Source organism: Caballeronia sp. ATUFL_F1_KS4A, from assembly GCF_023630905.1.
Taxonomy (GTDB): domain Bacteria; phylum Pseudomonadota; class Gammaproteobacteria; order Burkholderiales; family Burkholderiaceae; genus Caballeronia; species Caballeronia zhejiangensis.
This window is the reverse complement of sequence record NZ_JALQEB010000030.1, coordinates 181,660-199,278: the sequence shown is the minus strand read 5'-3', so window position 1 is coordinate 199,278 and position 17,619 is coordinate 181,660. Positions and strand designations below refer to the sequence as shown.

The window sequence follows — 17,619 nt, the reverse complement described above, 5'->3', positions numbered from 1 at the left end:
GGAGGTGGTTCCATGAAGCTCGCCAGAATCGCAACAGTCATGCTCGCGCTGCTCGCCGGCCTGCTCGCAGGATGTCAGACCGATGGCAGCTCGGGCGCGTCGGGCACGACATCGAACAGCGGCAGCAGCGGCGGATATTGATGCCGTATTTGCCCGCGGCGCTCGCGGCGTTCAAGTCGGCGCTCGGCAACGATGCGGTGCTCGCGGACGATATCGCTTCGTATCTCGATCCGTTCGCGCCCGGCGATGCATCCGCACACGCGCCATCTGCTGTCGTGTTGCCGAAGGACGTCGAAGGCGTGCGTGCGGCATTGGCGGTCGCGAATCGATATCGCGTGCCGCTCTGGACCGTATCGACGGGGCGCAACTTCGCTTACGGCGGCGCCGCGCCGCGTATGCCTGGTTGCGTCGTGCTCGATTTGCGGCGGATGAATCGCATCGTCGAGATCGATGAAACGCTGGGTTATGCGCTCGTCGAACCGGGCGTGACGTATTACGACCTGTATCGCGCGCTCGGCACGCCGCGGCGCTTCTGGCTCGATCCGCCCGCGGCCGGATGGGGCAGCGTGATCGGCAACACGCTCGAACGCGGTTACGGCACGACGCCATACGGCGACCATGCGGCGAATCAGTGCGGCATGGAAGTCGTGCTCGCGAACGGCGATGTCGTACGCACCGGCATGGGCGCGATGTCGTCGAGCCGCGACTGGCAGGTATTCAAGAGCGGCTTCGGGCCTTCGTACGACGGCATGTTCATGCAATCGAACTTCGGCGTTGTCACCAAGCTCGGCGTCTGGCTCATGCCCGCGCCCGAGGGCTACATGATCTGCCGCTACGCATTCGCGCGCGAGGACGATCTCGAACGCGTCGTCGATACGCTGCGCCCGCTGAAGATGGACGGCACCATCCAGAGCAATGCGGTCATCGAAAGCGCGGTGCGCTGGGCGGCAGGCGTGTCGACGCGCAAGCAATGGTTCGACGGCGACGGCGCGATGCCCGACGACGCCATCGACGCCATGGCGCGCAAGATCGGCATCGGGCGCTGGAACCTGCGCTTCTGCCTGTATGGGCCGAGAGCGCTCGTCGAGGCGCGGCGCGATATCGTGCATGCGCGCTACAGGCCGATCGCGGGCGCGACGCTCTTCGAGATGCCGTATCGCGATGCATCGGTCGAGCCGGAAGGCGGCGGCGATCGCGCGCAAGTCGGCATTCCGGGACTCGAAGCGTTCAATCTGCTCAACTGGCGCGGCGGCTCGGGCGCGCACATCGATTTCTCGCCGATCTGTCCGCCCATCGGACGCGATGCCGTGAAGCAGGTCCGCATGGTGCGCGAGCGCGCCGCGCAATTCGGCTTCGATTATTACGGCGGATTCACGGCCGGCGAGCGCGCGATGCATCACATCTTCGCGGCGATTTTCGATCGCGACGATCCGAAACAGTCGCGCGATGCCGGCGCGCTCGTCGAAACGCTGATCCGCGATGCGGGCGCGGCGGGCTACGGGCAATATCGCACGCATCTGTCGTACATGGACCTCGCCGCCGCGCAATACGATTTCAACGATCACGCGCTGATGCGGCTTTCGAAGACGATCAAGGCGTCGCTCGATCCGAACGGGATTCTGTCGCCCGGCAAGCAGGGGATCTGGCGATGACGACACGGCGCGCGTTTCTTATCGCGATGGGCGTCGTCCCGTGGATGCCGTTCGGCGGCGCGACGCGGACATCGGCGCGCACGTGGGTCGTCGACGGGGACTTGCCGCAAGGCGGCATCATCGTGCGGCGCGCGCGTCTGACGGGCGCGCAGATCGCATCTCTGTCGGGCGATGCGGGCTGGCTGTGGATCGAACGCCTGTCGTCGTCGCATGCGATCGGCGGCATCACGCGCTACGCCGATGCGTTCGTGTTGTCTCAACTCGGCGCAGGAGTCGGCATGCGCGCGACGCATCATCGAACGTTCGATGACGGCGCCGTGCTCTGGACGCTGGAACGTTGCTGAACGCGGTTCGCTAAAATGACACGCATCTCAATATTGCCGCGCACGGACGAAACGATGAACGCCACGGACACACGCACGATCGCCGACTGGCACGCGCATGTCTATTTCGATGCCGCGAGCCGCGACGCCGCGTGGCAGCTTCGGCTCGTGATCGAGCAGCGGTTTGCGACCGAATTGCAGGATGGCGCGCTGCGTCTGGGCCGCTTTCACGAGCGCCCGGTCGGACCGCATCCGATGTGGTCGTTCCAGTTGGGATTCGGCGATGCGCTGCTCGCGCCGATGCTCGCGTGGCTCACGCTGAATCACGGCGCGCTCGATGTCTTCATGCATCCGAATACGGGCGACGCGCTCGTCGATCATCGCGACTCGGCGGTGTGGATCGGCCGGTCGCACGAACTCTCGCTGAAGAGTCTGGGCGGTTGAGACGTAAAAAAGGCGGACCGCGTCCGCCTTTTGCTGGATCGCCGGCGAGTTACTTCTTCGCGCTTGCCGTCTTCGACGACACCACGCGCACGGCCGTCTGGCCAGCCACCGAGGCGTCGTTTTGCGCGGCCTCCACCACTTGCTGCGCGGCCTTCTTCGCCGCTTCGTAAGCGGAATTCGCCGATTCCGTTGCGGCATCGATCGCCGTGCGCCACGCCGTCACGACGGCTTCGCTGCCGACCGGCGCATTGCTCGCGAGACTCTCGACGAACGCTTGCACATTGCGCTGAGACTTCGCGATCTGGTCCTGCGCGGCTTCCAGATAGCCGCCGCGCACGCCCGACGCGATCTCATAGACGCCGAGCCAATAGGCCTGAACGCGCTGGGCGCTGTCTTGCAGGTGCTGGTTCTGAAGCGCGAAGAACGCCTGCGGATCGCGCACGGAGAGCGTTCTGGCGATGAGCGCCTGATGCTCGTCGAGCGCCGTCCTGACCGTACGCACGTTCAGATCGATCAGCTTTTCGAAGCCTTCGACGGCTTGTGCGGCGACACCGAACGTGGTGTCGACCCCCGCCTTTTGTGACGCGATTACATTTTCGGGCGCAAGACTGCTCATGCTCGACTCCATATGGAAATTGCCAATTGATTGCCGATGTATTTGTGCAATGCAGCGAACGACTTATTTTAAGGCAAGCGTGTGGTGTGTCAATTACGTTTTCCCGGCTTGACTTTAAACCACTCAGCCGTTTATTCAAAAATAACAGTGAGCGCAAAGTAAATGATCGGAGCGATTAAGGACTCGTCACCATCACACGAATGCCGGTAGAAAAGAAATAATCCCGACCAGTCGGCCTGCGAACGTGCGTTCATTAAACGCTTGTTGCAGGCGTCCAGGCGCGGCCTGTCGTAAACCCCTAAGACAAAAGTTACCGAATGCGTTGTTTCCCCACTTGACGCATTGATGCGTTAATTGGAAGAATCTCGCACTGCAACATGCGCGACGGGCTTTCGGTAGGACGGACGATTTTCCGGTATTTCTGTCACTGCCGCGTCATCGTGAATCAGTAGGATTCACCTCGCGCTAATGAGCCGGCGCTGAACGGCATAAAGATATAAATCGAGAGACTTGAAGAAAATGGGGCGACATTCCCAAACCCTTGGCCACCTTGAACGCAGTCACGAAGACAACGCCTTGCGGCGCGCCATGGCCGCACGACTCGACCGGGCCTTGCAGAAGGCAAACATCAGTTCCGCAAAAGCCGCTGGCTGGCTCGACGTGAGCGAGCACGACGTGCAATTCTGGCGGCGCGGCATCACGGTTCCGCCGTTCGCGGCATTCAATCGCATCGCGAAGGCGCTGGACATCGATCCGCATTGGCTCTGCACGGGCCAGGCCGAGCGCGCGCACGCCGCCAACTGAGCGTTCCGTTATCGTCAGACATCCGCCGATACGGCCGGCGCCGCCTTGCGTCCATGCAGGAGCACTGTGCCGATGCCGCTCGCCGCGATCACGCACATGCCGATCGCCATCCAGAAGTCGGGCACTTGTCCGAACAGCAACCAGCTGAAAAGGGCGGCGAACGCGAGCTGACCGTAGCCGAGCGGCGTCAGCACGGAGAGCGGCGCGCGCTTTAGCGCCTGAAGCATGAGTCCGTGGCCGGTGGTCGCCATCGTCGCCATGAAGACGACGAGCAGCCAGCTTTCGAATCGTACCTGCGCGAGCGCGGGCAGCATTTCGGCTTGATCCATCCACACGAGCACGCACAGCATGAGCGTCGCGACGAGCGCCGTGAGGAAGTTGGTCGTGATCGCGTCGTCGACGCGCGAAAGATGGCTCGACACCACCTGGAAACACGCGAACGTCGTCGCCGCGCCGATCGGATAGATCACCGTCCAGCTAAACGAGCTGCCGCCCGGCCGCACGACCAGCAGCATGCCGACGAAACCGATCGCGACCAGCGCCCACTTGCTGCGCGGCACGTCGTCTTTCAGCACGAGCGCGGCGAGCAGCGTGGAGATGAGTGGCGCGAGCATCGCGAGGGACGTGCTGACGGGCAACGGAAGATGCCGCAGCCCTGCGAAGGTGCACGCGGAATTGGTCAGCAGCAGCACCGCGCGCACGATCTGCAACTTGACGCTGCCCGTGCGAAAGAGGCCGAACGCGCGGCGGCGTATCTGCCACGCGCCCATGACGATCATCTGGAAAAGATAGCGAACCCAGAGCAAAGCCAGCAGAGGGACGGCGGTGCCGATCAGCTTGACGGTGGAATCGCTTGCCGCGAAGGTCGCGGTCGTCAGGATCATGATGGCGATACCGGCTGCCGTGTTATCGGTATCAATGCGGTATTGCGCCTTGCCCTCTAAGGTTGCCATCGAACTCTCGTGGTAGTGAAGGAACGGTTTTTAGGCCGTTGCTTCAATTCTCCCGGCATCGCAGGACGCTGGCAAGGCAACAGTAAAGTTCTTTTCCGCCGTGTTGCGCACAGGGCACGACGCGGGAAATGTACTAGACGGTTCGAACAATCGCATGCTGCGCTCATGCCGATTGCTGGCGGTCGTGCTTTTCGCTCCTAGTTTTTTGTGCCTTGAATTAAGACGCGGATTAGCGCTTTCCTATCTTCGACGCTCTACTATTCGTTGCACGCCAAACGAGAGAACGAATAGCAGCCATGCAAAAGAAGCGCATCATCCTTGCGGCCGCCATGATGTCGATGAGCCTTATCGCATTCATGTCGATGAGTAACAGTTACAGCGCCGCCGATACGTTCCCGATCGCTCGTGCGGCCCCGGAGCAGGTACGGGTGTTTCAGCAGTAGAAGCAGTAGAAGCAAGGCAGTATCCGCAGCAGCAGTAAAACGTGACGTGAAAGTGAGAAAAGAGCCGGACGTGTGCGCAAGCATCCGTCCGGCTTTTTCATGCGCGTCCGAAACGCATGCACGCGCATGCGCCGGCGCACATTATTTCGATGGAACGCCTTGCGCCTGAACATTTGCCGCCTACACTTAAAGTAGTTTCTCAACTGCTTCGAAGGAGGCAACAATGAGAACGAGAACACGCGAAGTCGTTCGCATGCTCGCGACGTTCCGCCACTCGGCGCGCTGTCGCACGTTGCGTGCGGCGGCGGCGGCGCAGGAAGCGCGCGATCTCGCCAACGAGCCTTCGTCCGACGACCCATCGGAAGACGATGAGCGCGCCGAGTCCGAAGCGCCGTCCGTCGTTCGCAAGCCTCATCCGGGCATGCACTGAAAACGCTGCGCTCAGACGCCCGCCGGATTCCTGAACGGCGAGAAGCGCCAGTGGCCGCTCGCGTCCTTGACCGCGATCGCGCCGTGCTCGTGCAGCATTTCGCCGATCGCGCCCGGCTTGATGTCATCGTTGATGCGGATGACGAGCAGCGTGCGCTGTGGCGTGGCGTCGTCGGCGGCATGAGACGCGGGCGGGCGCGGCGAGACGGGCTCGTGCGGCACGAACCGATTGCGCGCGCAGATCACGCCTTGATGCTCGCCATGAGCGACGTACTCCGCATCGTCCTCGTCGTGCGCGGGCGGCAGCAGAGCATCGATATCGCTCTCGCCACGTCCGGCCCGATAAAGATGCGCGTCGTCGCGTCGCAAACCCGCGAGCTGCAATGCGCGAAGCGCGTCGTGTCCGTCCCGATAGGATCCGAACACACCAACTATGACCTGATTCATCGTCGCCCCCTCTGTCAGTCCGAATGAGTCGCGGACCGGCAATGTCTTCATGCGCGGTCTTTCGCAGTCATGATCCGCGCTCTTTCGATTCGTCAGATGAAGTGCAGCAACACGCGTTCCCGAATGAAGGTTTTGAAAGGAGCGCCGAGGATGACCATTCGTCCGCAGGTTGCGACCCCAACGCCGATCACCTAAAGTAACTGAGCTTCTTTCCCGGATCCGCGCGTCACGCGACGCGCTCTTCGCGAGGTTCGAATGATTGCGAAAGCCTGTGCTTGGGTGCTCGTGCTGATGGCAGGCTCCGCAGCGGCGGCGCCTTGCTATAACGATGGCGATGTCGTCACGCTCGAAGGCACGGCGACGCGCCAGGCCGCACGCGAAGGCGATGCGTCCCCCAAGCCCGCGTGGGTGCTATCGCTGTCGCGTCCGGTGTGCGTGATGAGCGCGAGCACAGGACAAGGCGGTCGCCAGCAGACGAATGTGTCGGCGGTGCAGATCATCGATGCGACGCCCACGGAGAACGCACGCATTCAACTGACGGGCAAGCTCGTCACGGGCAATGTCAGCGCTTACTACGCAGTGCCCACGGCAATCTGGGTGCTGAAGCAGCGGGTGCTGTCGGGACAATAGCGGGTACATAGCGCCGCGCGGCCCGCAGGGCGATGCTTCGAAACCGGCGAGAAGTACGAACGATCAGGCGGCTTTCGCGTGCGCCTGATAGCGCCAGTATTCAGCGACGACGATATGCAACGGCTGATTCTCCAGCTTGCGTTCCTCGCCGAATCGCAGGATGGCGTCGAGTTGTGCGCCAGTGCAACGGAACGCTTCGCGGCGCATCGCCGTCTGGTTTTTCTTGTGCGTGGTCATGGCAATCCTTTTTCTAGGACCTTCCCCGACAGGGCAGGCTCGTTCGAACGGGGCGGCCCGTGCGCGCGAACACTGTCTGCTGCTTCCACATTAGGCCGGAGCCGCGCACGCGCGACCGGTCGTTAGCGCACATAGCCGTCGAGACATTGCAAACAGCGCAAAGCGCGGGCCAGGGTGCGGAATCGCTTCGTTTCCTTGCGCCGCTGGAATAAAGCCTTCGGTTGCGACGTTTAGTATTCATGGAACCGCGCTCCATGACAGACGCGGAACGAGGAGGAGCCTGTGAGCGTCGATCAGCTCGCGCAGGAGGAACTCGCGCACATCGGCCGGATGATCGCGGAGCTTGAGCGCGTGGCGGCGAAAGCACGCGGGGAGCCGATGCGGCATGCCGTCATGCAGCAGGCGTACTGGCAACGGCGTATCGATGCGTTGATCGATGCGTCGGCGAACGCGCCGTTGCGCCGCGACGCCGACGCGCTGCGCGAGCGTCTGGCCGATGTTTTCGCCGATGCGCGCGCACGAAACACGGGGTACGCGGGACAAGCGGCGCGGGAGACCGGCAGCAGGAAGTGAAGCGAAGCGTTGGGAGGCGGCGCGTGTGCATCGAGGCACGCGCCGCCGCCGCGTCAGCCCGTCTGCTCGACGGGCGTCACGTCGATATCGAGCTTCTGCGTGCCGCGCAGCACCGCGATCTTCACCGGCCTGTCGATGCGCGATGCGTCCAGCGTGCGCTGCAAACTGTCGACGCTATCGATGGCGACGTCATCCACCGCGACGATCCGATCGCCTGTGCGCAGGCCGCCGAGCGCGGCCGGACTGCCTTTGACGATCTCCATCACATGCACGCCGCTTGCCGACGGAAGCGCGAAAAAGCGCTGCACGCGCCGCGAGATCGGCGTCGTCGTACCCGCCACGCCGATATACGCGCGCCGCACGCGCCCGTACGCGAAGATCTGCATGATGACCCACTTCGCCGTATCGATCGCGGTCGCGAACGAGATGGCCTGCGCGCCGGCGATGATCGCGGTGTTCACGCCGATCACCTGGCCTGCCGAATTGATGAGCGGCCCGCCCGAGTTGCCGGGATTGAGCGCGGCATCGGTCTGGATGACGTCATAGATCATGCGGCCCGAAGTCGAGCGCAGCGTTCGGCCGAGCGCGGAGACGACGCCCGTCGTGACGGTCTGCGCGAGCCCGAGCGGATTGCCTACCGCGATCGCGATCTGTCCTACGCGAAGGCGGCCCGAGTCGCCCAGTTCGACATGCGCCAGCGGCTCCGGCGAGCCGATGCGCAGCACCGCGAGATCGCTTGCGGGATCGTCGCCGACGAGATCGGCGTCGAAGCGCGTGCCATCGGCGAGCGTGACGACGATATGCGTCGCGCCGTGCACGACGTGACTATTGGTCAGCAGATAGCCGTCGGGCGTGAAGATGAATCCCGAGCCCGTGCCGCCGACACTGCGTCGCGCGCCGCGCGCGTCGGCCAGTTGACGTTCGACGGAAATGAACACGACTGCTTGCTGCACGCGCTCCAGCGCGCCGATGACGGTGCGCGAATAGGCGTCGAGCAGGGCCCCATCGTCGATAGCGTCGATGGGGTCGAGCGGGGTGGAGGGCGCGGCGTCCTGCGCCCCGCGCGCAAGATCGTCGATGAATTGAGGCCGGCTTCCCATGTTCCTTGAACTCCCGATGTCTGGATGCGGACATGCGGGTCGCCGGAGCCGATTTCAAGAGATAGTTGCGTTTGCAAGTAGTTTCATCGGACCCAGCGCTTCGACGACCTCGCGCTGTGCGTCGTCGCGAACGAAGAGCGAGCCGGCGAATCCGAGCGCATTCACCGCGACGCCCTCGACATGCGATACGCTGCGCGGCACCGCGAGCATCCATCGACGCGTGACGAGCAGGTTATAAGGCGCGCTTTGATGTTCGACGCCCATGACATCGAGCGGTCGCACGCCGATCGCGTTCAGCAGTTGCAGATAGGTTGCGTGCACGTTGGCGATGCTGTCATCGTCGAGCCATGCGGCTGCGTGCGCGAACGCGAGTTGCGGCACGCGAAAGATGCCGCTCGTGCGCGCCGCTTCGATGGCCGCTTCGATCGGCAATGCCTGACCATCGAGCGGCAGCGGCACCATCTGCAGATGCTTGTGCGGCTGGCTCGATCCGGCGATGCTGCCGCCGTTATAGAAGCCGAGTGCATCGAAACGATCGAGGCAGGCAAAGAGCGCGGCGAAGTCGTCCTCGCTGATGAGCGTCTCTTGCGGCTCGAAGTCCGTCGTCACGATCAGCAGATGATGCGCGAGCACGTTGAACTTGTTGAGCAACAGAAAATGCCGCTCGCCGATATCGCCGACACGCAGCGCTTCCTCGCATGGCGAGAATGGATCGCGCCATGCGCTCGCGGCATCGGCGGCGGACTTCGCCGCGAGTTTCGATGCCTGCTCCTTGCGCGCGATATTAGCGGCCTGTCGTACGAGAAAGCGCACGCCGCCATCTTCGATCACGCTTTGCGCGGTATCGAACGAACGCAGTGCGCCGCATGCGAGTGCGCGTTCGGTTTGCATGATTACGTCCTGCCACGAAGGGGTGTTCATGTGCGTCATGCTGCTCCTTTTCCGAATGCGAATCGTTCGAACGAATCCGGAGATACTCGCATAAGCGTGCGCTGCCTGCATGGTGATACCCAAGCACGGTGACTTGCCTCGTGCGTGTTGAAAAGCGTTCCTGTGCGCGTCGTCTATATTGGATTCATGACGCTCCGATATGGAGGTGCGAGATGAGGCGCATCTATTTTCTGCTGCCGAGTGTGGCGAGCGCGAAGGGGATCATCGACGAATTGCTGCTGAAGCGACTCGAATGGCGGCATATCCATGTGCTTGCGCGGCCTCATGAACCGCTGGAGGATTTGCCTCGAGCGACACTCGTTCAACGCACCGATCTCTTGCCTGCGCTTGCTCGCGGAACGGCTGCAGGAGGCGTGACGGGCGCGCTCGCCGGACTTGTTGCGATGGCATTTCCGCCTGCGGGTTTGACGATTGCCGGCGGCGCGGTCGTTTGCATGACGCTCGCGAGCATGGGCTTCGGCGCATGGGCCGCGACGATGATCGGCGTGGGCATTCCCAATACGCGCTTGCGGCGGTTCGAGCAGGCTATCGACGATGGCGAATTGCTGATGATGGTCGATGTGCCGAAGGATCGTGTCGAGGAGATCGAGGCGCTGGTGAAGAGTCATCATCCGGAGGCCGATGTCGAAGGGGCCGATCCTACGATTCCGGCTTTTCCTTGATTTTTTCGCTTTCGCCGGATCCCGTTTTATTAGTGGTCTATTAGCACAGGGGCAGTGCCAATAGACCGACACGAATACGGGATCCAGCGACACCTCCCGAACAAACGAACAAAAACCCAAAGCCAAAAACCGCAACCATATTGATGCGATAAGATCACATCCCTGGAACCGCTCAACCCCAGCCAGAACGCACAAAGAAACGAGCGTTCACAAACCCAGGAAGAAAAACCCGATGCGCCGTGTGGTCTTCAATCAAAAGGGTGGCGTAGGCAAGTCCACCATCGTCTGCAATCTCGCCGCGATCAGCGCTTCCCGGGGCCTGCGCACACTCGTCATCGACCTCGATCCGCAGGGCAATGCAAGCCAGTACCTGCTAGGCGAACAAGCCCGCGATGCACAGCCGAATCTCGCAAGCTTCTTCGAATCCGCATTGAGCTATAGCTTTCGCGAACCGGCGTTCGAGTCCTTCATTCATGCAACGCCATTCGAGAATCTCGACATCGTGCCGTCGCATCCGAATCTCGAAGCGCTGCAAAGCAAGCTCGAATCGCGCTACAAGATCTATAAGCTGCGCGACGCATTGAAGGGACTGCAACACTACGACGCCGTCTATATCGACACGCCGCCCGCGCTCAACTTCTTCACGCGCTCCGCATTGATCGCCGTGGAGCGCTGTCTGATTCCATTCGATTGCGACGACTTCTCGCGCCGCGCGCTCTATTCGGTGCTCGATAACGTGCAGGAGATCCGCCACGATCACAATCCGGATCTGAGCGTCGAAGGCATCGTCATCAATCAGTTCCAGCCGCGCGCAAGCCTGCCCCAGCAACTCGTCGACGAACTACGCGGCGAAGATTTGCCTGTGCTCAATTCGCATCTGTCGCTCTCCGTGAAAATCCGCGAGAGCCATCAGCACGCGCGGCCGATGATCTATCTCGAACCGCGTCACAAGCTCGCGCAGGAATACGTCGCGCTGCACGAGGAACTGAACGGCTGACGCGCCGCACTACACGAGAGCGCGGGTAAGTCGGGAATAAATCGGCATCACGCACGTTCTTGCAGAAGACAGGCGCAATCCGTCGCGCCTTCTTTTTCGCCAGAACATGAATATGACCACCGTTCCATCGCAGGCTTCGCACGGGTCTCTCACGGCGACTTCGTCCGGGGCGCCTCCATCGACAGAAAGTCTTTCCGGCATGGTCGCGTTCGTGCGCGCCGCCGAGTCGGGCAGCTTCGTCGCGGCAGGGCGCGCGCTCGGATTGTCGGCTTCGGCAGTAGGCAAGAGCGTGATGCGGCTCGAAGCGAAGCTCGGCGTGCAACTGCTCAATCGCACGACGCGCAGGATCGGCCTCACGCACGAAGGCGCACGTTTCTTCGCGCGCTGCAAACGCATGCTCGCCGATCTCGAAGAAGCAGAGAACGAGCTGTTCCATTCGACGTCGTCGCCGCGCGGACGCCTGCGCATCAGCGCGCCGTCGCTCGGCACGCGGCTATTGATGCCGCTCGTGCCGGACTTCAGGCGGCGCTATCCGGACATCGAACTGGATATCGAATTCAGCGATCGCGTAGTCGATGTCACGCAGGAAGGGTATGACGCGGTGATCCGCACAGGGCGTCTCGCCGATTCGCAATTGCTCGCGCGCCCGCTCACGCAATACGGTCCGGTCGTGATTGGCTCGCCCGCATACTTCGCGGGTCATGGCGAGCCCGCGACGCCCGGCGATCTCGATGGCCATGCGTGCATCCGCTTCCGTTCTCCGGCGAGCGGCCGTCCCGAGCCCTGGCGTTTCGCGCGTGACGATCACACGTTCGCAATCGATCCGCACGCGACGCTCACGTTCAACGACATGGAAGCCGTGCTCGCAGCCTGCATCTCCGGATTGGGGCTCGCGTGCGTGCCGGATTTCGTCGCGAAGAGCGCGATGGACGGCGGCATGCTGCGCGCGGTGCTCGGCGCACACATGCGTACGGAAGGCGTGTTTCAGATTCTATGGCCGCCGAGCCGTCACGAAGCGCCGCGCTTGCGCGCGTTCATCGATCACGTCGCGCAACGTCTGGGCGGCCTGCCGTCGCACGAAGTGCGGTTTCGCGCGGCTTGAAGTTCAGCTTTTCTTCGTGGTCTTCGCGACGAACGGCGCCGGTGCGTGCGCGACTTTCTCGCTGCCGCACTTCGGGCATTTGAGTTGCACCGTTGCATGCTCGACGATGTGCTCCGCGTGCTCGAAGGTCTCGCCGCAATCCTGACAACGGTATTGATAAGTCGGCATGGCATCCTCCCGCGCGCGACCGGTGATCCGGCGCAAGGCACGCCGGTTCCACTCATTCTAGTTCAGCATTCGCGCGTGAAAATCAGTTGACGACGCGGCGCACGAGCGGCGTTTCCGGCGTCGGATAGCCGGCTTGCCTGAACGTTTCGATGATCGCGCGATTGGTGTCGAAATAGACCTGCCAATAGTCGCTGGTATTGGTGTAAGGCCGCACGCACAGAAGCGGTCCTTCCGGCGTGAACGACAGCACTTCGACATCGGGCGGCGGCGTGGTCGCCACGTTCGGTATCTTCGCGACGGCTTCCTTCAGACGCGCGATGGCATCGAGCGGATCGACGCCATTCGCGATCTTCGCGCTCAGTTCGACGCGCCGATGCGGCAGCAAGCTGAAATTCCAGATCGTGTCGGAGAAGATCTTGTTGTTGCCGATGATGGCCGCGACGTTGTCGGGCGTCGTGATGGTCGTGCCGAAAAGACCAAGCTCAGTGACGGTGCCGGTCACGCCGCCCGCGGTCACGAAATCGCCCACTTTGAAGGGCCGCAACACCTGCATGAACACGCCTGCCGCGAAGTGCGCGAGCAGCCCGCCCCATGCCGTGCCGATAGCGAGACCGAGACCCGCGAGCAACGCCGCGAAAGACGTCGTCTGCACGCCAAAAATCTGCAGAATCGCGAGTACGAGCAGCAGATTGAGAATGACGCCGACGATGGAGCCGAGATAATGCGCGAGCGTCGGATCGACGCGGCCGTTGCGCGAAAGAAGCTTGCGCATCGTGCTCGTGACGAGACCGATCAGCCAGCGCCCGATGATCCACAGCGCGATCGCGCCGATCACCATGATCGCGAAATCGACGCCGCGCGTCATGATGAATACACGTACGGTTTCGATGTTCATGTCTTTCTCGCGTGCGTGGTAATTCGTCGGAGAACACGTCAAGCCGGGAAAACATGCCGCACAGGCCACACGAGTTATAGGCGATGCACCGCGTCATCGCAAGAATTACAGGAATGTTTAGTGCTGTCGGAAGGATCGACCGCTCGTTGCACTATCCATCAGGTCCATTCTGCCTCGTCGGCATTCTGATCGGGCAGGGTCAATCCCGACGCGGGCAACGGCAGCGCGGTTTTATAGCGCACCTGTTTGAGCGCAAAGCTCGAACGAATGTTGGAAACGCCTGGCATCTTCGTGAGCCGTTCCAGGATGAAGCGCTCCAGCGCGGCGACGTCGGGCAATACGACGCGCAACAGGTAATCGGCATCGCCCGTCATCAGATAACACTCCATCACTTCGGGCCGCTCGCTGATCGCTTGCTCGAAACGCGCAAGCGCATCCTTGATCTGCTTTTCCAGACTGACCTGAATGAAGACGTTGATGGAAAGCCCGAGCGCTTCCGGATTCAGCAAGGTGACGTGCTGCTTGAAAAGGCCCGCCTTCTCCAGCGCGCGCACGCGGTTGAAGCAGGGCGTCGGCGAAAGATTGACGGCGCGGGCGAGTTCCGAATTGGTGATGCGCGCGTTTTGCTGTAGCTCATTCAATATGGCGATGTCGATGCGGTCGAGGCGCTGCTTCGAATGTGCTGTCATAGTCGAAAGATTCCGGTTTTTGGCGTTTCCGAAGAATAAACACACTACAGCAAAGCGAAAAGGCAGCCAAATGAGACGCACATTCTGCGCATCAATGGATATGCTTGAGCGTATTCTCTAGCCAACGCGGAGTCGCGCCATGACGGACTTGTCGAGCGGTACCACCCAGCTTCTTTCCATTGCCAAGGGACGCGAGGACATCGATCCCGGCGAGACCGCCGAATGGCTGGAGGCGCTCGATGCGGTCGTCGAACACGTAGGCAAGGATCGCGCGCAGTATCTTTTCGACCGGCTCGCGGAGCACGCGCTGTCGGTGGGCGTCGAATCGGCGCGGGCGCGCGCGACGCCTTATGCGAATACGATTCCCGTGGCGCAGCAACAGCCTTATCCCGGCAATCTCGACATCGAGGAAAAGCTCGCCGCGGTGTTGCGCTGGAATGCACTCGCGATGGTCGTGCGCGCGAATCGGGCTTATGGCGAACTCGGCGGCCATATCGCAAGTTATGCATCGGCGGCGGATCTTTTCGAGGTCGGCTTCAATCACTTCTTTGAAGCCGCGAATGAAACGCATGGCGGCGATATCGTCTACTTTCAGCCGCATTCGTCGCCGGGCGTCTATGCGCGCGCCTTTCTCGAAGGCTTTCTCGGCGAAGAACATCTGAAGCATTATCGGCGCGAGATCGCGGGACCGGGCTTGTGCTCTTATCCGCATCCCTGGCTGATGCCGGATTTCTGGCAGTTCCCCACTGGGTCGATGGGCATCGGTCCTATCAATTCCATTTATCAAGCGCGCTTCATGCGCTATTTGCAGAACCGCAATCTCAAGAACACGGAAGGCCGCAAGGTCTGGGGCTTCTTCGGCGATGGCGAAATGGACGAGCCGGAATCGATCGGCGCGCTGTCGCTCGCAGCGCGCGAGCAGCTCGATAACCTCGTGTTCGTCATCAACTGCAATCTGCAGCGGCTCGATGGCCCTGTGCGCAGCAACGGGCGCATCGTCGATGAACTCGAAGCGCAATTCACCGGCGCGGGCTGGAACGTCATCAAGGTCTTGTGGGGCTCGGACTGGGACGCGCTGTTCGCGCGCGATCGCTCCAATGCATTGCTGCGCGCATTTGCGCATACCGTCGACGGCCAATTCCAGACTTTCTCGGCGAATGACGGCCGCTATAACCGCGAGCGCTTCTTCGGGCAGAATCCGGAACTCGCGGCGCTCGTCGCGCATATGTCGGATGAAGATATCGACCGTTTGCGCCGTGGCGGTCACGACGTGCGCAAGCTCCACGCCGCTTATGCGAAGGCGCTTTCGCACAAGGGCCAGCCGACGGTGATTCTCGCGAAGACGATGAAGGGCTTCGGCATGGGCGCGGTGGGGCAGGGCCGCATGACGACGCATCAACAGAAGAAGCTCGATCTCGACGATCTCAAGCAGTTCCGCGATCGTTTCCGCCTGCCGCTCTCCGATAACGATGTCGAGCAGCTCAAGCTCTACAAGCCCGCGGATGACGCGCCCGAAATGCGCTATCTGCACGAGCGTCGTGCGGCGTTGGGCGGTTATCTGCCGCGACGGCGCGCGAAGGCTTCGCTTGGCATCACGCCGCCCGCGCTCGCTACGTGGGGCCAGTTCGCGCTCGACGCATCAGCGAAGGAAATGTCCACGACGATGGCTTTCGTCCGCATGCTCGGCAGCTTGCTGAAGGACAAGACGCTCGGACCGCGCGTCGTCCCTGTGGTCGCGGACGAGGCGCGCACGTTCGGCATGGCGAATCTCTTCAGGCAAGTGGGCATCTATTCGCCGCTCGGCCAGTTATACGAGCCGGAAGACATGGGCTCGATGCTCTATTACCGCGAGGACACGCGCGGGCAGATTCTCGAAGAAGGCATTTCGGAGGCGGGCGCAGTGTCGTCGTGGATCGCGGCGGCGACTTCATACAGCGTGCACGATCTGCCGATGCTGCCGTTCTACATCTATTACTCGATGTTCGGTTTTCAGCGCATCGGCGATCTGATTTTCGCGGCCGCGGATCAGCGTTCGCGTGGTTTTCTCATCGGCGCGACGGCGGGACGCACGACGCTCGGCGGCGAAGGCTTGCAGCATCAGGACGGCACGAGCCATCTCTCTGCATCGACGGTTCCGAACTGCCGCGCTTACGATCCCGCGTTCGCGTACGAAGTCGCGGCTATCGTCGATGAAGGCATGCAGGAGATGATGGAACGCCAGAACGACGTGTTCTATTACATCACGGTGACGAATGAAAACTACGCGCAGCCTTCCGCGCCCGGCAGTGCGCTGAATGCGTCCACGCGCGAAGGCATTTTGCGCGGCATCTATCGCATCGGCGGCGATGCCAATGCGCAAGTGCAATTGCTCGGCTCGGGCGCGATCCTCAACGAAGCGATCGCCGCGCGCACGATGCTCAAAGACGACTGGAACATCGACGCCGCCGTGTGGAGCGTGACGAGCTTCACGGAGCTTCATCGCGATGGCGCGTCATGCGAGCGCGCGGCGCGCCTCTCCGACGACGATGCGAGCGTGCCCTTCGTCACGCGCGCGCTCGAATCATCGCGCGGGCCGGTGATCGCGGCGACGGACTATGTGCGCGCGGTGCCCGAACTGATTCGCGCGTATGTGCCGCGCCGTTACGTCACGCTCGGCACCGATGGCTTCGGCCGCAGCGATACGCGTCAATCGTTGCGTGAGTTCTTCGAAGTGGATCGCGTATCGATCGTCATCGCCGCGCTGAAATCGCTCGTGGACGAAGGCGTCATCGAGAAGCAGTCGTTGAAGGCCGCGCGTGAAAAATACGGCAAGACGCAGGAATCGCACGACGCGCCCTGGCTGCGCTAAACATCCTTGCGGGCCGCATCGAGCAACTCGCGCACTTCGTCGTCGCTCGTCTGATCGAAGTCGATGTAGAACTGCCCGACGCCGAAGTATCGATGCGGCCGCATCACGCAGACGAATTCATCGACGATATCTTCCACGCGCGCTTCCGAATCGAGCGGCGCAACGGGCAGCGCCGCGACGATCTTCGACGGGCGCGCATGACGCAAGGACATCGCCGCGGCCTTCATCGTTGCGCCGGTCGCCATGCCGTCATCGACGACGATCGCCACGCGTCCGTTCATATCGAGCGGCGGCATGTCGCCGCGATACAGCGCCTCGCGCCGCTCGAGCTCGGCGCGCTCCATCGCGATCACGCGATCGAGTTCGTCTTTCCCGACGCCTGCATATTCCACGATGCGCTCGTCGAGAAAGAACGCATCGCCGGATGCGATCGCGCCCATCGCGAGTTCCGGCTGCACCGGCACGCCGAGCTTGCGCACGACGAGCACATCGAGCCGTGCGCGCAATGCACGTGCGACTTCGTATGCCACGGGCACGCCACCGCGCGGCAATGCGAGCACGGTGACGTCGTCACGGTCCGCATACGCGCCGAGATGCTGCGCGAGCTCGCGGCCCGCTTCCCTACGGTTCTCGAACACTGAGTTCATGTCGCTCGT

General features: G+C 62.2%; 23 protein-coding genes. 13 read left to right on the top strand and 10 right to left on the bottom strand.

Annotated features, from left to right (window positions below; all coding sequences use genetic code 11):
• Positions 1-12: 12 nt before the first annotated feature.
• Genes NCS03_RS31165 through NCS03_RS18590 form a run of 4 tightly spaced genes read left to right on the top strand, consistent with a single transcriptional unit; the run spans position 13 to position 2,419 of the window.
• Entirely contained in the window at positions 13-141 is a 129-nt protein-coding gene (locus NCS03_RS31165; protein WP_268811676.1) for a hypothetical protein, read from the top strand.
• A complete protein-coding gene (locus NCS03_RS18600) occupies positions 141-1,652 on the top strand; it encodes an FAD-binding oxidoreductase (RefSeq protein WP_250529552.1) in 1,512 nt (503 codons plus the stop codon). Before NCS03_RS31165 ends, NCS03_RS18600 begins: the two co-directional genes overlap by 1 nt.
• The gene (locus NCS03_RS18595; protein ID WP_008352985.1) at positions 1,649-1,996 is read left to right on the top strand and encodes a hypothetical protein; all 348 of its coding nucleotides are present in this window, start codon (positions 1,649-1,651) and stop codon (positions 1,994-1,996) included. Before NCS03_RS18600 ends, NCS03_RS18595 begins: the two co-directional genes overlap by 4 nt.
• Before the next feature lie 54 nt (positions 1,997-2,050).
• Complete coding sequence (locus NCS03_RS18590; RefSeq protein WP_033537083.1) at positions 2,051-2,419, top strand: DOPA 4,5-dioxygenase family protein; 369 nt, start codon at positions 2,051-2,053, stop codon at positions 2,417-2,419.
• A gap of 49 nt (positions 2,420-2,468) precedes the next feature.
• Here the strand turns inward: NCS03_RS18590 and phaP are convergent, their stop codons facing one another.
• Complete coding sequence (gene phaP / locus NCS03_RS18585) at positions 2,469-3,035, bottom strand: TIGR01841 family phasin (RefSeq protein WP_250435994.1); 567 nt, start codon at positions 3,033-3,035, stop codon at positions 2,469-2,471.
• Positions 3,036-3,554: 519 nt separating this feature from the next.
• Between phaP and NCS03_RS18580 the strand changes: the two genes are divergently transcribed.
• On the top strand, positions 3,555-3,839 hold the full coding sequence (locus tag NCS03_RS18580; RefSeq protein ID WP_033537060.1) for a helix-turn-helix domain-containing protein: 285 nt from the start codon (positions 3,555-3,557) through the stop codon (positions 3,837-3,839).
• Positions 3,840-3,853: 14 nt separating this feature from the next.
• Here NCS03_RS18580 and NCS03_RS18575 read toward each other — a convergent pair whose 3' ends face one another.
• Positions 3,854-4,792 carry a DMT family transporter gene (locus NCS03_RS18575; protein ID WP_008352989.1) on the bottom strand — a complete coding sequence of 313 codons (939 nt, stop codon included), beginning with the start codon at positions 4,790-4,792 and terminating at the stop codon, positions 3,854-3,856.
• A gap of 296 nt (positions 4,793-5,088) precedes the next feature.
• On the opposite strand from NCS03_RS18575, the gene NCS03_RS18570 reads away from it, so the two are divergent.
• Positions 5,089-5,235 (top strand): hypothetical protein, encoded by a 147-nt coding sequence (locus tag NCS03_RS18570; RefSeq protein WP_250435992.1) that lies wholly within the window; start codon positions 5,089-5,091, stop codon positions 5,233-5,235.
• A gap of 223 nt (positions 5,236-5,458) precedes the next feature.
• The gene (locus tag NCS03_RS18565) at positions 5,459-5,665 is read left to right on the top strand and encodes a hypothetical protein (protein WP_250435991.1); all 207 of its coding nucleotides are present in this window, start codon (positions 5,459-5,461) and stop codon (positions 5,663-5,665) included.
• An 11-nt stretch (positions 5,666-5,676) separates the two neighbouring features.
• Here the strand turns inward: NCS03_RS18565 and NCS03_RS18560 are convergent, their stop codons facing one another.
• Positions 5,677-6,111 carry a hypothetical protein gene (locus NCS03_RS18560; RefSeq protein WP_008352992.1) on the bottom strand — a complete coding sequence of 145 codons (435 nt, stop codon included), beginning with the start codon at positions 6,109-6,111 and terminating at the stop codon, positions 5,677-5,679.
• A gap of 255 nt (positions 6,112-6,366) precedes the next feature.
• Here NCS03_RS18560 and NCS03_RS18555 point away from each other — a divergent pair, with 255 nt between their 5' ends.
• Positions 6,367-6,741 carry a hypothetical protein gene (locus tag NCS03_RS18555; protein WP_175979482.1) on the top strand — a complete coding sequence of 125 codons (375 nt, stop codon included), beginning with the start codon at positions 6,367-6,369 and terminating at the stop codon, positions 6,739-6,741.
• Positions 6,742-6,804: 63 nt separating this feature from the next.
• Here the strand turns inward: NCS03_RS18555 and NCS03_RS18550 are convergent, their stop codons facing one another.
• Entirely contained in the window at positions 6,805-6,978 is a 174-nt protein-coding gene (locus NCS03_RS18550) for a hypothetical protein (RefSeq protein WP_160172894.1), read from the bottom strand.
• Between the two features lie 282 nt (positions 6,979-7,260).
• Between NCS03_RS18550 and NCS03_RS18545 the strand changes: the two genes are divergently transcribed.
• The gene (locus NCS03_RS18545) at positions 7,261-7,551 is read left to right on the top strand and encodes a hypothetical protein (protein WP_008352995.1); all 291 of its coding nucleotides are present in this window, start codon (positions 7,261-7,263) and stop codon (positions 7,549-7,551) included.
• Positions 7,552-7,604: 53 nt separating this feature from the next.
• Here the strand turns inward: NCS03_RS18545 and NCS03_RS18540 are convergent, their stop codons facing one another.
• Positions 7,605-8,651 (bottom strand): S1C family serine protease, encoded by a 1,047-nt coding sequence (locus tag NCS03_RS18540; RefSeq protein WP_250440693.1) that lies wholly within the window; start codon positions 8,649-8,651, stop codon positions 7,605-7,607.
• Between the two features lie 54 nt (positions 8,652-8,705).
• Complete coding sequence (locus tag NCS03_RS18535) at positions 8,706-9,581, bottom strand: ATP adenylyltransferase family protein (RefSeq protein WP_250529551.1); 876 nt, start codon at positions 9,579-9,581, stop codon at positions 8,706-8,708.
• Positions 9,582-9,754: 173 nt separating this feature from the next.
• Here NCS03_RS18535 and NCS03_RS18530 point away from each other — a divergent pair, with 173 nt between their 5' ends.
• The 3 genes from NCS03_RS18530 (at position 9,755) to NCS03_RS18520 (ending at position 12,363) form a co-directional block, all read left to right on the top strand.
• On the top strand, positions 9,755-10,264 hold the full coding sequence (locus NCS03_RS18530) for a DUF1269 domain-containing protein (RefSeq protein WP_250529550.1): 510 nt from the start codon (positions 9,755-9,757) through the stop codon (positions 10,262-10,264).
• Between the two features lie 232 nt (positions 10,265-10,496).
• A complete protein-coding gene (locus NCS03_RS18525; protein WP_008353002.1) occupies positions 10,497-11,261 on the top strand; it encodes a ParA family protein in 765 nt (254 codons plus the stop codon).
• 199 nt (positions 11,262-11,460) lie between these two features.
• Positions 11,461-12,363, top strand: a complete 903-nt coding sequence (locus NCS03_RS18520; RefSeq protein WP_008353003.1) for a LysR family transcriptional regulator — start codon at positions 11,461-11,463, stop codon at positions 12,361-12,363.
• 3 nt (positions 12,364-12,366) lie between these two features.
• Here NCS03_RS18520 and NCS03_RS18515 read toward each other — a convergent pair whose 3' ends face one another.
• The 3 genes from NCS03_RS18515 to NCS03_RS18505 all read right to left on the bottom strand — a co-directional run bounded on the left by NCS03_RS18515 (position 12,367) and on the right by NCS03_RS18505 (position 14,115).
• Positions 12,367-12,531 carry an FmdB family zinc ribbon protein gene (locus NCS03_RS18515; RefSeq protein ID WP_008353004.1) on the bottom strand — a complete coding sequence of 55 codons (165 nt, stop codon included), beginning with the start codon at positions 12,529-12,531 and terminating at the stop codon, positions 12,367-12,369.
• An 82-nt stretch (positions 12,532-12,613) separates the two neighbouring features.
• Positions 12,614-13,426 (bottom strand): mechanosensitive ion channel family protein, encoded by an 813-nt coding sequence (locus tag NCS03_RS18510; protein ID WP_250529549.1) that lies wholly within the window; start codon positions 13,424-13,426, stop codon positions 12,614-12,616.
• A gap of 158 nt (positions 13,427-13,584) precedes the next feature.
• Entirely contained in the window at positions 13,585-14,115 is a 531-nt protein-coding gene (locus NCS03_RS18505) for an Lrp/AsnC family transcriptional regulator (RefSeq protein ID WP_250529548.1), read from the bottom strand.
• Positions 14,116-14,254: 139 nt separating this feature from the next.
• Between NCS03_RS18505 and mdeB the strand changes: the two genes are divergently transcribed.
• On the top strand, positions 14,255-16,963 hold the full coding sequence (gene mdeB, locus NCS03_RS18500; RefSeq protein ID WP_250529547.1) for an alpha-ketoglutarate dehydrogenase: 2,709 nt from the start codon (positions 14,255-14,257) through the stop codon (positions 16,961-16,963).
• Here mdeB and NCS03_RS18495 read toward each other — a convergent pair.
• Positions 16,960-17,610, bottom strand: coding sequence for a phosphoribosyltransferase (locus NCS03_RS18495; RefSeq protein ID WP_034471932.1), 651 nt, complete (start codon positions 17,608-17,610; stop codon positions 16,960-16,962). The two genes, mdeB and NCS03_RS18495, sit on opposite strands and share 4 nt — an antisense overlap.
• Positions 17,611-17,619 lie beyond the last annotated feature (9 nt).

Coding starts and splice junctions, on each gene's coding strand:
- NCS03_RS18540 (WP_250440693.1), bottom strand. CDS start 8,651: ATGGGAAGCCGGCCTCAATTCATCGACGATCTTGCGCGCGGGGCGCAG.
- NCS03_RS18565 (WP_250435991.1), top strand. CDS start 5,459: ATGAGAACGAGAACACGCGAAGTCGTTCGCATGCTCGCGACGTTCCGC.
- NCS03_RS18535 (WP_250529551.1), bottom strand. CDS start 9,581: ATGACGCACATGAACACCCCTTCGTGGCAGGACGTAATCATGCAAACC.
- NCS03_RS18575 (WP_008352989.1), bottom strand. CDS start 4,792: ATGGCAACCTTAGAGGGCAAGGCGCAATACCGCATTGATACCGATAAC.
- NCS03_RS18580 (WP_033537060.1), top strand. CDS start 3,555: ATGGGGCGACATTCCCAAACCCTTGGCCACCTTGAACGCAGTCACGAA.
- NCS03_RS18555 (WP_175979482.1), top strand. CDS start 6,367: ATGATTGCGAAAGCCTGTGCTTGGGTGCTCGTGCTGATGGCAGGCTCC.
- NCS03_RS18590 (WP_033537083.1), top strand. CDS start 2,051: ATGAACGCCACGGACACACGCACGATCGCCGACTGGCACGCGCATGTC.
- NCS03_RS18600 (WP_250529552.1), top strand. CDS start 141: ATGCCGTATTTGCCCGCGGCGCTCGCGGCGTTCAAGTCGGCGCTCGGC.
- NCS03_RS18495 (WP_034471932.1), bottom strand. CDS start 17,610: ATGAACTCAGTGTTCGAGAACCGTAGGGAAGCGGGCCGCGAGCTCGCG.
- NCS03_RS18550 (WP_160172894.1), bottom strand. CDS start 6,978: ATGACCACGCACAAGAAAAACCAGACGGCGATGCGCCGCGAAGCGTTC.
- NCS03_RS18570 (WP_250435992.1), top strand. CDS start 5,089: ATGCAAAAGAAGCGCATCATCCTTGCGGCCGCCATGATGTCGATGAGC.
- NCS03_RS31165 (WP_268811676.1), top strand. CDS start 13: ATGAAGCTCGCCAGAATCGCAACAGTCATGCTCGCGCTGCTCGCCGGC.
- NCS03_RS18520 (WP_008353003.1), top strand. CDS start 11,461: ATGGTCGCGTTCGTGCGCGCCGCCGAGTCGGGCAGCTTCGTCGCGGCA.
- mdeB (WP_250529547.1), top strand. CDS start 14,255: ATGACGGACTTGTCGAGCGGTACCACCCAGCTTCTTTCCATTGCCAAG.
- NCS03_RS18525 (WP_008353002.1), top strand. CDS start 10,497: ATGCGCCGTGTGGTCTTCAATCAAAAGGGTGGCGTAGGCAAGTCCACC.
- NCS03_RS18595 (WP_008352985.1), top strand. CDS start 1,649: ATGACGACACGGCGCGCGTTTCTTATCGCGATGGGCGTCGTCCCGTGG.
- NCS03_RS18560 (WP_008352992.1), bottom strand. CDS start 6,111: ATGAATCAGGTCATAGTTGGTGTGTTCGGATCCTATCGGGACGGACAC.
- NCS03_RS18515 (WP_008353004.1), bottom strand. CDS start 12,531: ATGCCGACTTATCAATACCGTTGTCAGGATTGCGGCGAGACCTTCGAG.
- phaP (WP_250435994.1), bottom strand. CDS start 3,035: ATGAGCAGTCTTGCGCCCGAAAATGTAATCGCGTCACAAAAGGCGGGG.
- NCS03_RS18505 (WP_250529548.1), bottom strand. CDS start 14,115: ATGACAGCACATTCGAAGCAGCGCCTCGACCGCATCGACATCGCCATA.
- NCS03_RS18530 (WP_250529550.1), top strand. CDS start 9,755: ATGAGGCGCATCTATTTTCTGCTGCCGAGTGTGGCGAGCGCGAAGGGG.
- NCS03_RS18510 (WP_250529549.1), bottom strand. CDS start 13,426: ATGAACATCGAAACCGTACGTGTATTCATCATGACGCGCGGCGTCGAT.